Annotated in this window: 10 protein-coding genes; 2 read left to right on the top strand and 8 right to left on the bottom strand. The window is 40.2% G+C overall.

Translation table 11 applies throughout. The annotated features are described in order from the left end of the window. The gene (locus HH214_RS05525) at nt 1-585 is read right to left on the bottom strand and encodes a non-canonical purine NTP diphosphatase (RefSeq protein ID WP_169606384.1); all 585 of its coding nucleotides are present in this window, start codon (nt 583-585) and stop codon (nt 1-3) included. A 3-nt stretch (nt 586-588) separates the two neighbouring features. Continuing rightward, the gene (locus tag HH214_RS05520) at nt 589-1,101 is read right to left on the bottom strand and encodes a hypothetical protein (RefSeq protein ID WP_169606383.1); all 513 of its coding nucleotides are present in this window, start codon (nt 1,099-1,101) and stop codon (nt 589-591) included. A gap of 187 nt (nt 1,102-1,288) precedes the next feature. Here HH214_RS05520 and HH214_RS05515 point away from each other — a divergent pair, with 187 nt between their 5' ends. After that, a complete protein-coding gene (locus HH214_RS05515; protein ID WP_169606382.1) occupies nt 1,289-2,686 on the top strand; it encodes a peptidylprolyl isomerase in 1,398 nt (465 codons plus the stop codon). A 3-nt stretch (nt 2,687-2,689) separates the two neighbouring features. Continuing rightward, nucleotides 2,690-3,655, top strand: a complete 966-nt coding sequence (locus HH214_RS05510; RefSeq protein WP_169606381.1) for an AAA family ATPase — start codon at nt 2,690-2,692, stop codon at nt 3,653-3,655. Between the two features lie 60 nt (nt 3,656-3,715). Here HH214_RS05510 and HH214_RS05505 read toward each other — a convergent pair whose 3' ends face one another. The 6 genes from HH214_RS05505 to mutL form a co-directional block, all read right to left on the bottom strand. After that, a complete protein-coding gene (locus HH214_RS05505; RefSeq protein ID WP_169606380.1) occupies nt 3,716-4,588 on the bottom strand; it encodes a hypothetical protein in 873 nt (290 codons plus the stop codon). Between the two features lie 228 nt (nt 4,589-4,816). Beyond that, on the bottom strand, nt 4,817-6,277 hold the full coding sequence (gene cysS / locus HH214_RS05500) for a cysteine--tRNA ligase (RefSeq protein WP_169606379.1): 1,461 nt from the start codon (nt 6,275-6,277) through the stop codon (nt 4,817-4,819). Nucleotides 6,278-6,369: 92 nt separating this feature from the next. Next, a complete protein-coding gene (locus HH214_RS05495) occupies nt 6,370-7,512 on the bottom strand; it encodes an endonuclease/exonuclease/phosphatase family protein (RefSeq protein ID WP_169606378.1) in 1,143 nt (380 codons plus the stop codon). Next, a complete protein-coding gene (locus HH214_RS05490; protein ID WP_169606377.1) occupies nt 7,502-8,374 on the bottom strand; it encodes a rhomboid family intramembrane serine protease in 873 nt (290 codons plus the stop codon). Before HH214_RS05490 ends, HH214_RS05495 begins: the two co-directional genes overlap by 11 nt. A gap of 39 nt (nt 8,375-8,413) precedes the next feature. After that, the gene (locus tag HH214_RS05485; protein ID WP_169606376.1) at nt 8,414-9,127 is read right to left on the bottom strand and encodes a rhomboid family intramembrane serine protease; all 714 of its coding nucleotides are present in this window, start codon (nt 9,125-9,127) and stop codon (nt 8,414-8,416) included. 24 nt (nt 9,128-9,151) lie between these two features. Then, on the bottom strand, nt 9,152-11,017 hold the full coding sequence (gene mutL, locus HH214_RS05480) for a DNA mismatch repair endonuclease MutL (RefSeq protein WP_169606375.1): 1,866 nt from the start codon (nt 11,015-11,017) through the stop codon (nt 9,152-9,154). Nucleotides 11,018-11,057 lie beyond the last annotated feature (40 nt).

Raw genomic sequence — 11,057 nt, 5'->3', positions numbered from 1 at the left:
TCAAGATTGCTGGTTTAAAAAGTTAATCAGCTTCTCCATAGCTATAGCACGATGACTGATGCGGTTTTTTTCTTCCAGACTCATTTCGGCAAATGTAATATTGTAACCTTCTGGTTCAAAAATAGGGTCATAGCCGAAACCGCCAGTACCGGCTCTTTCCGTACGGATAAGACCGTTAATAGTGCCTTCAAAAAAATGTTCTTGTCCCTGCCATAGCAAAGAAATTATCGTACGAAAGCGAGCTTTGCGGTTGGTGGCGCCATGCAATCCAGCCAGTACTTTATCCATATTAGCTTCATGGTTGCCATGCTCGCCAGCATAGCGGGCAGAGTACACGCCAGGTTCATTATGTAAAGCTTCTACTTCCAAACCGCTGTCATCGGCAAAGCAATTGAGCTGATACCGGTCAAAAACATAATGGCTTTTTATAGATGCATTTTCATGGAAAGTAACACCAGTTTCCGGTATATCTTCGGTACAACCTATATCAGTTAAGCTAAGCAGTTGTAGTTGATTGCCAGTTTTGGCAGTTACTTCTTGTAACTTTTTAGCATTGTGAGTGGCAAATACTAGGGGAGTAGGCATGTTTTAAAAAGTTTTAATCAGGTTCCAAAAAGCTTTTGTGTTATCTTTATTACCCACCATTTCATCAAAGCTATAGGTATAAAGTACTTGTTGGGTATGGTGTTGTTGTAAGTTGTGTTGTTGTAAGGCTGGGGCGTTAGCTGGTAGGGCAAACAGGCCAAGCAGTAGTACTTTTTCTGGTGTAAAGTAATTTACCAAGGTTGCCCAATCCGTATCCGGGTATGTAGCCAAGTTAAGTAGCGCTACATTATCCATACTCATTTCTTTACGTTTTAATGTACTTTCCAATGCAGTTAAATGGGTAGGTGTCATAAACTCTTGATCAGGATAATAGCTCAGGATCAGGAAGCTTTTTTCGTTATTACCCAAATGCTTGAAACTTATTACAGGTACTGGTTCCAGAACATTAGTTTCCATAGGCTGACGAGGCTCACGGTAATAAGCAGCATCATCGGGCAGTAAATATAAATCATCAGATAGCAGGTAGCGCAAATTGGCTGGGGTAGGCTCACTCATCACTTTAACAAATTTTAACAAAAATAATTAAAGTGCTTGAAGCTTTATCCGGATATTCGCAGCTGAAAAGGTAAACAGCATTTAATGACACAATTATGCTGCTCAAATTCATAATTTTTCCGACATTCGGGAGTTTATTAACCAAGGTGTATCCTCCTGATAAACAATAAGCACATCCATACTGTACATGAGAAAAATTACATATTTATTTTTTAGTTTTATACTGATTGCTCTTACTGCCAGCGCGCAAAAACAAACGTTAGATAAAGTAGCCGGCGTGGTAGGTGGCAGCATTGTTTTACAATCAGATATTGAATCTACATACGCCCAGTATCTATCATCTGGTATGCAGCCCGATCCTGCTGCTAAGTGTACTATATTACAGCGCCTGATTGTTCAGAAATTATTGGCACAGCAAGCCGTTATTGATAGTGTTACGGTGAATGAAGATGACGTGGACGCGGAGGTTGACCGCCGTATGCGTGCCATGATACGTAATGCCGGTAGTCAGGAGCGTTTGGAGCAGTTTTTAGGTCGCTCGGTAGTTCAGTATAAAGATGAAATACGTCCTGATATTAAAGAGCAATTGGTAGCTAACAAAATGCAGGGTAAAATTACTGAAAAGGTAAGTGTTACTCCGCAAGAAGTAGAGCGCTTTTTTAACAAGATACCTAAGGATAGCTTGCCTTCTTACAACAAAGAGGTAGAAGTTGCCCAGATAATGTTTCAACCAAAACTTAATAAAGAAGAAAAAGCTTACTACAAGCAAAAAGCCGAAGATTTGCGTACTCGTATTAAGAATGGAGAAGATTTTGGTACATTGGCTCGTTTGTATTCGCAAGACCCTGGTACAGCACCTAGCGGTGGTGAACTTGGTTTTCAAGACCGGAGCAGCGGTTTGGCTACTGAATATGCTGCAATGGCTTTTAAGCTGAAAGCAGGTGAGCTATCGCCAGTGTTTGAAACCGATTTTGGTTTTCACTTTTTGCAAGTTATCGAGCGTCGCGGTGAGCAAGTAAATACTCGCCATATCCTGATTATGCCGACTACTACCCCAGCCAGTATTGAACGTGCAAAATCAAAAGCTGATAGTATTTACAACCTGGTTACACTCAATAAAAATATTGATTTTGCGTCAGCCGCTTCTTTCTATTCTGACGATAAAGAAACCAAATATAATGGTGGTATGATGATGAACTACGAGGATGTGCAATCTCGTTCAACCATTATCCCTACTGATAAATTAGATCCGCAAGTGGCTCTGGTAGTAGATACCATGAAAGTAGGTGAAGTGTCAAAACCACAATTGATTACTGGACAGGATGGTAAATCAACCTATCGTATTTTCTATTTGCGTTCAGTAACTAATGCTCACAAAGCCAACTTAGCGCAGGATTTTCCTCGTATTAAGGATTTAGCACAGAGTGATAAAGTGAACCGTACGGTAAGCGAATGGTTCGAGAAGAAAAGAAAGGATAACTTTATTCGCATCGATCCTGAGTTTCAATCTTGCCCGCAATTAAAAGGTTGGAACAGTACCTCAGTAGCAGCGCAGGTAACAGCCACCAAGTCTGACGAGAAATAATAAATGATAACGTATCCATCAGAAGTTGAAGCAGCCGATGCTTTACGGCAAGCATACCAGCGTATCAGAGCCGAAATAGGTAAAGTTATTGTAGGTCAGGATGAGGTGGTGAAATCCGTTCTTATCTCAGTATTCAGTAACGGACACTGCCTGCTGGTTGGTGTTCCTGGCTTGGCTAAAACCCTGTTGGTACAAACTGTTGCACAAGTGCTAGACCTGCATTTTAACCGGGTACAGTTTACGCCCGATTTAATGCCTTCAGATATTATAGGTGCTGAAATATTGGGCGAAGATCGAAACTTTAAATTTATACGTGGGCCTATTTTTGCCAATATCATTTTGGCAGATGAGATTAACCGTACGCCACCTAAAACACAGGCTGCCTTGCTGGAGGCTATGCAGGAAAAAGCTGTTACAGCCGCTGGTGTAACTCATAAACTGGAACAACCCTTTTTTGTATTAGCTACACAAAACCCAATAGAGCAGGAAGGAACTTATCCATTACCTGAAGCGCAGCTTGATCGTTTTATGTTTAATGTGGCTTTAAACTACCCATCGTTTGCGGAGGAATTGCAGGTAGTTAAAAATACCACTAGTACCATCAAACCGCAGGTAAATAAGATTATTGGAGCTGAACAAATTGTTTATTTTCAGCACTTGGTTCGCAATATACCGGTGACCGATCATGTGCTGGAGTATGCCGTAAGATTGGTGGCTAAAACCCGTCCGCAAGGAGAAATGGCTACGCCGCAGGTAAAAAGATTATTAAACTGGGGAGCAGGACCACGAGCTTCGCAGTTCCTGATATTGGGTGCTAAATGCCATGCGGTAATCAGTGGAAAGTACTCGCCAGATATAGAAGATGTTCAGGCAGTAGCTAAGCCTATTTTAAGGCACCGTATTGTACGTAGCTACCATGCTGAAGCCGAAGGTTTATCTACCGATCAGATTATTGAGCAGCTATTTTAAATAGCTGCTAATATTATAAAAAAGAAAGCCCCGGTTATTTAATAACCGGGGCTTTCTTTTTTACTCAGCTTCAATAGCCGAAAATACTTCGAGCAGTACATTCCATTGGTGCTTGGCATCAATCTCCCAGATACGAACGTAATTGTAATTGCTTACAATAGCACCTTTTTTGATACGGGCCCGCCCATAACTGTAAGCTAAATCACCACTTGAAGAACGGCCGGCATTAACCGTTTGTGCGCTAATGGTAACAGCCTGACTTTCTAAAAAGTGTAGAGTTTGGTCTTGTCCTACCATTGGGTTAAAGCCTGGGAATAGGTAATGGGCCTCAGGTTCAAAAAATATTTTGTAAGCTGCCAGCGTTGATTTTTGCAACGTAGTATTAAACAGCTTATCCGTATTCATAATAACATTTTTCCCATTAAACGGATCTTTTGATGGAGCAGCATGAACTGGTTGGGGTTCTTTGATGTCTGTTAACTCCTCTTTTTCATTTTCCGGGTGCTGAATGCCTAGGTTAATTAGCAGCTTTAGCTTGTTGTCGGTGCTCATACGCCAAACTGATACACAATCGCCAAATACTTTATCTTCATCAGTTTTGCCGTTTTGGTAAACGTAAGGGCCGGCAGTTACTGCCAAGTCGCCGCTGGCTGATGTACGGGCAAATTTAGTATGCCAGGTTAAAGTGCCGGGCTGCTTATCTATTTTACTATAAAAATCAGTAATATTGACAGCCTCAGGTTTAAAAACAATGCCTTCCGGATCGGCCACAGTTAAAAATGCATCTTTAATGCCTTTACGAGAAACCAGTTTGTTAAAATCTTCTTCTGCTTTAATAACGGTTTGTGTAGTTGCCGTAGTAGTTTGTGCTAACGCAGATAGCGTGAAGCAACTTGCAATCACTAAAGATGATAAGGTTTTGTATGTATTCATATGTGGATTGAAAATAAACAACAATGTTAACAGCTATTCCTCAAAAGCTATTAACCATATCATTCAAACTAACTTAAAAATATCATAATTATTATACTTTTACTTAGTAGTAAATGTAATTAGTTGATAGTAAGAGTTTTTTGTTGTTATGAGTAGTGGTTTAAATAAATTGAATTTACTTGTTCTAGTTTTATTAGTTTATATCCCAGGTTACACTTGCAGTAAATATTACATTTTGTTCCAAAGTGTACCTTCTTTACTGTCTTTCAACTGAAAACCTATTTTTTGCAGTCCTTCTCTTATTTTATCTGAAGTGGCATAATCGCGGTTAGTTTTAGCTTCACTACGTAGGTTAACAATAAAGTCAAGAACTTCAGGTAGTTCATTACTGTTGGCATGTTCGTCTTTTAAGCCTAAAATATCTGTAACAAAGTCATGCATTAGTTTGCGGAGAAGGTCTAAATTCTGTTCATCTATTTTAAGCTTGTTGTCATGCACCGAGTTGATGATACGTGAGGCTTCAAATAATTCAGCAATCAATATAGGGCTGTTAAAGTCATCATTCAAGGCTTCATAGCAGCGGGTAAGCAGGGGTTGTATTTCTATGTCAGTTTGGGGTGATGGCTTTAAATCATCCAGCAAATTAAAGGCATTCATCAAACGTTTGAAACCTTTCTCAGATGCTTCCATAGCATCGTTGCTAAAATCAAGCGTGCTACGATAATGAGCCTGTAACATGAAAAAGCGCACCGTCATGGGGCTATATCCTTTATTTAGGATGCTGTTTTGACCACTAAATAACTCATGCGGTAAAAAGCTGTTACCTAAAGATTTTGACATTTTCTGCCCGTTTACTGTTAGCATATTGGTATGTACCCAATAGCAAGCCGGATTTTTACCGCAGCAAGCCACATGCTGCGCAATCTCATTTGTGTGATGGGTAGGAATCAAATCAATGCCGCCGCCATGAATATCAAATTGTTCACCCAAGTACTTCTGACTCATAGCCGAGCACTCTAGGTGCCAGCCTGGAAACCCTAATCCCCAAGGTGAAGGCCACTTCATCAGGTGTTCGGGCTTGGCTTTTATCCATAAGGCAAAGTCCAGCTTACCTTTTTTTTCTTCCTGTCCGCCCAGTGTACGGGTGTTATTTAGTAAATCTTCTAAATGGCGGCCACTTAGTACGCCATAATCTCGAGATTGGTTGTACTTCTCTACATCAAAATAAACTGAACCATCCACCTCATAAGCATAACCTTGTGCCAATATAGCTTTTACCAGTTCAATTTGCTCAATAATATGCCCGGTAGCTGTAGGTTCAATACTAGGGGGTAATACATTAAAAGCTCGCATTACATCATGAAAGCCGGTAGTGTAGGTTTGCACAATTTCCATAGGCTCCAGTTTAGATAACTTAGCCTTTTTGGATATTTTATCTTCCCCTTCATCTGTATCCCCTTCCAAGTGACCAGCATCAGTAATATTACGTACGTAACGTACCTTGTAACCCAGATGTGTAAAGTAACGAAACATCAAATCAAATGATATATAGGTTCGGGCATTACCTAGGTGCGCATCACTGTAAACGGTTGGGCCGCACACATACATGCCAATGTAAGGAGCATCTAATGGCACAAATTCTTCCTTGCTGCGGGTTAGAGTATTGTAAACAAATATATTTTGTTTCATGGGCGCAAACTTACAATTTTTTAAGTTCTGACTGAGGTATTTTAACCAGGCTGTAGTACATCTTGCTGTACAATATTGAGGCTATCAGGTATTTATCTGATAACAATATCACTACATACTGGGTAGTGGTCAGATAACTTTTTGGGGATCACCCAATAGCTGGCTACGTCTAGTTGCGGACTGGTCATGATATAATCAATTTGGTAGTTCGGGAAGCTACCGTTGTAGGTACGCCCTAATCCTGTGCCTTTTTCTCGAAAGGCGTTCTTCATGTTTTTAGCCATTTGGTTAACTGCAAATGAAGTTGGCGTATCATTAAAATCGCCCGAAAAAATATACGGATATGGGCATTGTGCTGCATGAGATTTTATCTTAAAAACCTGCTCGCTACGTTGTATAAAAGCTGCTTTAAGTTTGCTGCCAATGCGTTTAGACGAATTTACACTGGTTTTTCCCTGCTTAGATACTTTGTTCAAGTACTCATAATCTACAGGATCGAGCCTGATGGATTGCAGGTGGATGCTATAGATACGGATAATTTGTTTGTTCTTTTTTAAATCTACGAACAAACATTGGTTTTCGCTGCCTTTATCGTCTGATAGATGGATGCTCCCTTGGTTGATAATAGGGTATTTGGAAAATATAGCCAACCCCATAGCATCTGTGGGTCGGTTAAAGCTAAATGGTTCAAAGTAGTAGTACGATGAATGCATAATACTTTTCAGTGAATCAGTCATATTGTAACGGCCGCGATGGTGAGTGTAATACTCTTGGAAGCCAATAATGTCTGGGTGCTGTTCTTTAATAAGCTCTAGTATCTCGTGCCGGGTAGTAGCGTCATTGTTGTTGGCACCATAAAGTTTAAAATTATGCACATTGTAAGTCATTATTCTAAATTGTTGCTGCGGTGTATAGGCTGATGCTGCTACTTGTGGTATGAAATGAAAACCAATATTGTTGCGCAATACGGGCCAGCCAATTATAATAGTAATGGCAGGTAATAACAGGTAACGGTTGCGTAGCAGCAACCAATACAGTAATACAACTAAATTTACCAGTAGCAAGTAAGGATAGGCTAACCCGAAAAAAGCAATCACCCAGTACCTACGTGGATCAGTTACCGGAGCTAAATAACTTATGAGTAAAGCCAGGCTCAGAAATATGCTAAGCCCTAAAACTAATCTGTTAAAAATACCAAGCTTCTTCTTATTACTATTGCTGGGTTTAATCTTCATTTTTGCTAGCCCGGAATAAAGTTTCTTTTTCCTGTTTATTCAGGCTATCGTATCCGCTGAGGGATATTTTATCTAGAATGCGGTCAATCTCTTCCTGACGCGGAAAAGGAGTTTGATGCACTGTAGGATAAGCGTGACTTTTAGAAACTACTTTCACCTTGGGCTGATGGCTAAGTACTTTCTCGATAGATCGGTTCCAGTCGTGCCCGCTTTTTAATTGTTTAATATAAATAAAGCCTAATAAGGCACCGCCCAGGTGCGCAATTTCGCCACCGGCATTTGGTCCGATAATACCTAAAAAATCAATCAGTACGTAAGCTATGGCTATCCACTTCAGTTTGACCGGGCCAATAAACATCAGGTAAATAGTATAGTCTGGCAGTAGGGTAGCGGTTGCTACCACAATAGCCATTACACTGGCCGACGCACCAACAACAGTAGCATACACCACATGCTCATCTGCAAATACCGGAAACACGTTGTAGCTTAAAATAAAAGCAGCTGCACCGGCCAGTCCTCCTAGCAGATAAAGCCCTATTATACGTTTATTGCCCAAGTATTCTTCAAAAATTTGCCCCATCCAGTATAGCCACAGCATGTTAAACAAGATGTGTAAAATGCCATCGTGCATAAACATGTAGGTAAGTGGTGTCCAGAAGCGAATAGCTAATTTAGGCAGGTAGGATGGCAAGGTTAGGTAATCATTAGCATAACTGCTGATTAAACCATTGCCAAATAGCTCAAGTATTACAGAAGGAATGTTGATGAGCAGAAATACCAATACGTTGATAGCAAGCAGTAAATTGAGTTTACTGCCCGAGTAAAATACTTTATAACGTATATCTTGCCAGATAGAGCCCATAACAAAATGAAGATTTTTTTATGTATTAACTTACATTGCTTAATAAAAATTGTTTGGCGTGCGCGTATGCCAAATTTTAATTAGAATATACCCCACCACAGCCCCACCTACGTGTGCAAAATGGGCTACCATATCGCCTCCTTTTGGGTTAACTCCGCTGTATAATTCATATAAAACATAAAGCGGAACCATATACTTTACTTTTACCGGTATAGGAAAAGGGAATAGCAAGAATTCCAGATCAGGATACAATGCAAATATAGCTGCCATCAAACCAAAAATGGCGCCCGATGCTCCCAAAATTGGATCGCGGTAAATTTCAATAAGTGCTCGTAAATCACTTTCACTTCGAGGCGTGTAGTTATAAATGTCAGGAAAGAATGCACCTGTAATTTGATGTACATGAATAGCCTGAACTATAAAATTAAATAATAGTGCGCCTATACCTGTAATGAAGTAATAATTAAAAAACCGTTTTGAACCAAAAGTTTGCTCTAAAATAGGACCAATGAAAAATAAACCCAACATGTTCGAGAATATGTGCCCTAAGTTGGCATGCATAAACAGGTACGTGATAATTTGCCATATTTTAAAATTAGGCGAACTAGGGTAAAAAGCAGATAAAAGAGCAACTAAATCAATATTAAGCCTACCTAAGGCATAGGTGGCAACAAAAAAAATAATGTTAATAATTAGCAGGTTTTTTACTACCGGAGTAATATTTGAAAACGGGCTTTGGGTGTAAGGACTCATAGATGGGTGTAAAGCTTGAATAAGCTATTTTTCAAATCGTTCTGCTAATTCATTCAACGTAAATGTACTGATTATAGATTTGCCGGTCAATGATAAATTAGGCATTTGGCATGCAAAAAGCTGGTCAACCAATAAATTCATTTCTTCTAAACTTAGTTTAGTGCCAGCTTTAGTAGCGGCATTACGGGCCAGCGTACGGGCCAGGGTGTCGCGCTTATCTAACTTTAAAATGGCTTGGTTGTTTTTAAAATTTTCCAGCAGGTGTTCCAACAATTGTAGCTCGTTGGTGGAGTTAATATCAGCCGGAATTCCTTCTACTACTACCGTATTTTTACCAAACTCTCGAATGTCAAAGCCTAAGGCTCTGATATCAGGCAATAGTTCACGAAGCAGTTCAAAATCACTGCCGTTTAAGGTAACTGTTTGCGGGAATAGGCTTTGCTGGCTTACCCCCGAATGGTTTTGTACTTGCTGTAAAAAACGTTCGTACAGCACCCGTTCATGCGCTGCTTGCTGATTAATCAGCATAAAACCTGATTTGATAGGTGATAAAATATAACGATTATGTAATTGAAATAGCTGTCGCTCGCTGTCTTTACTAATTTGTTGATTGTTAATAGCAAAGCTTGGTGCATCCAATATTTCAGGCTGTGGCTGTTCGGGTTCTTGTTTGGTTATTTCGTATAGCGTCTCCCATTTTTGTGGTATACCAGTTTTAGGTTGATAACCTTCGCTACGAAAAGCCGGATCACGAACAACGGTTCTTTTGCCGTTTGGTGACTCAAATGGATTAAAATTAGGATTGAAAGTTACACTGGGTTGAATAATCTGCTCCAGCGGTTTATGCGTAATCATGTTCCCAATAGTATTGTCTTGTTCAAAATCTAAGGTCGGCGTAATATTATACCGACCTAATGAACGTTTTACCGCCGAACGGATAATGGCATAAATTGATTTCTCATCCTGGTACTTAATTTCTGTTTTAGTAGGATGAACATTGATATCAATTTTACTAGGGTCAATATCAATAAATAGTACATACAATGGGTAGCTGTCTTCTGGTAATAACTCTTCAAATGCTGTTAGTACAGCATGATTTAAATAGTTATCACGAATAAAGCGGTTATTAACAAAAAAGAATTGTTCGCCTCGTGTTTTGCGGGCAAATTCAGGTTTGCCTACAAAGCCGTTTAGTTTAATGATAGAAGTGTCTTCTTCAACCGGCACCAGGCGTTGGTTGTAATTGTTGCCCAATAAATGTACAATGCGCTGTTTGAGTGAGGTAGCCGGCAGGTGATATACTTCCTGCCCATCATGATGCAGTGTGAAAAATATTTGCGGATGTGCTAAAGCCACGCGCTGAAATTCATCCAGCACATGCCGCATCTCTACCGAATTACTTTTTAGGAAGTTACGGCGGGCAGGTATATTATAAAACAGGTTTTTTATACTAATAGAAGTACCCGCACTAGCTGCACAAGCTTCCTGGCCTAACACTTCCGAACCCTCAATTGAAATGCAGGTGCCTAGTTCGTCTTCATGGCGACGTGTTTTTAGTTCTACATGGGCAATAGCAGCAATAGAAGCCATAGCTTCGCCACGAAAGCCCATGGTACGAATGGCAAATAAATCTTCGGCTTTGCGTATTTTTGAAGTGGCATGACGCTTAAAGCACATGCGGGCATCGGTAAGGCTCATGCCACAGCCGTTATCAATTACTTGTATCAGGGTTTTGCCTGCATCTTTTAGCAGCAATTGTATCTTATCCGCTCCTGCGTCAATGGCATTTTCTACCAACTCTTTTACCGCCGAGGCAGGGCGTTGCACCACCTCGCCTGCGGCAATCTGGTTTGCCACCGCATCTGGTAAAAGCTGTATAATATCAGACATGTCCAAAAACTCCCTTCATTTCTAATTCGATGCTAAATTA

This window comes from Mucilaginibacter robiniae (assembly GCF_012849215.1).
GTDB lineage: Bacteria > Bacteroidota > Bacteroidia > Sphingobacteriales > Sphingobacteriaceae > Mucilaginibacter > Mucilaginibacter robiniae.
Note: the sequence above shows the minus strand (reverse complement) of the source record. Positions and strands in the feature narration are given on the sequence as shown.

Bases quoted from the DNA above. Each gene is read 5' to 3' on its own strand.
- HH214_RS05525 (WP_169606384.1), bottom strand. From the start codon at position 585: ATGCCTACTCCCCTAGTATTTGCCACTCACAATGCTAAAAAGTTACAA.
- HH214_RS05520 (WP_169606383.1), bottom strand. From the start codon at position 1,101: ATGAGTGAGCCTACCCCAGCCAATTTGCGCTACCTGCTATCTGATGAT.
- HH214_RS05515 (WP_169606382.1), top strand. From the start codon at position 1,289: ATGAGAAAAATTACATATTTATTTTTTAGTTTTATACTGATTGCTCTT.
- HH214_RS05510 (WP_169606381.1), top strand. From the start codon at position 2,690: ATGATAACGTATCCATCAGAAGTTGAAGCAGCCGATGCTTTACGGCAA.
- HH214_RS05505 (WP_169606380.1), bottom strand. From the start codon at position 4,588: ATGAATACATACAAAACCTTATCATCTTTAGTGATTGCAAGTTGCTTC.
- cysS (WP_169606379.1), bottom strand. From the start codon at position 6,277: ATGAAACAAAATATATTTGTTTACAATACTCTAACCCGCAGCAAGGAA.
- HH214_RS05495 (WP_169606378.1), bottom strand. From the start codon at position 7,512: ATGAAGATTAAACCCAGCAATAGTAATAAGAAGAAGCTTGGTATTTTT.
- HH214_RS05490 (WP_169606377.1), bottom strand. From the start codon at position 8,374: ATGGGCTCTATCTGGCAAGATATACGTTATAAAGTATTTTACTCGGGC.
- HH214_RS05485 (WP_169606376.1), bottom strand. From the start codon at position 9,127: ATGAGTCCTTACACCCAAAGCCCGTTTTCAAATATTACTCCGGTAGTA.
- mutL (WP_169606375.1), bottom strand. From the start codon at position 11,017: ATGTCTGATATTATACAGCTTTTACCAGATGCGGTGGCAAACCAGATT.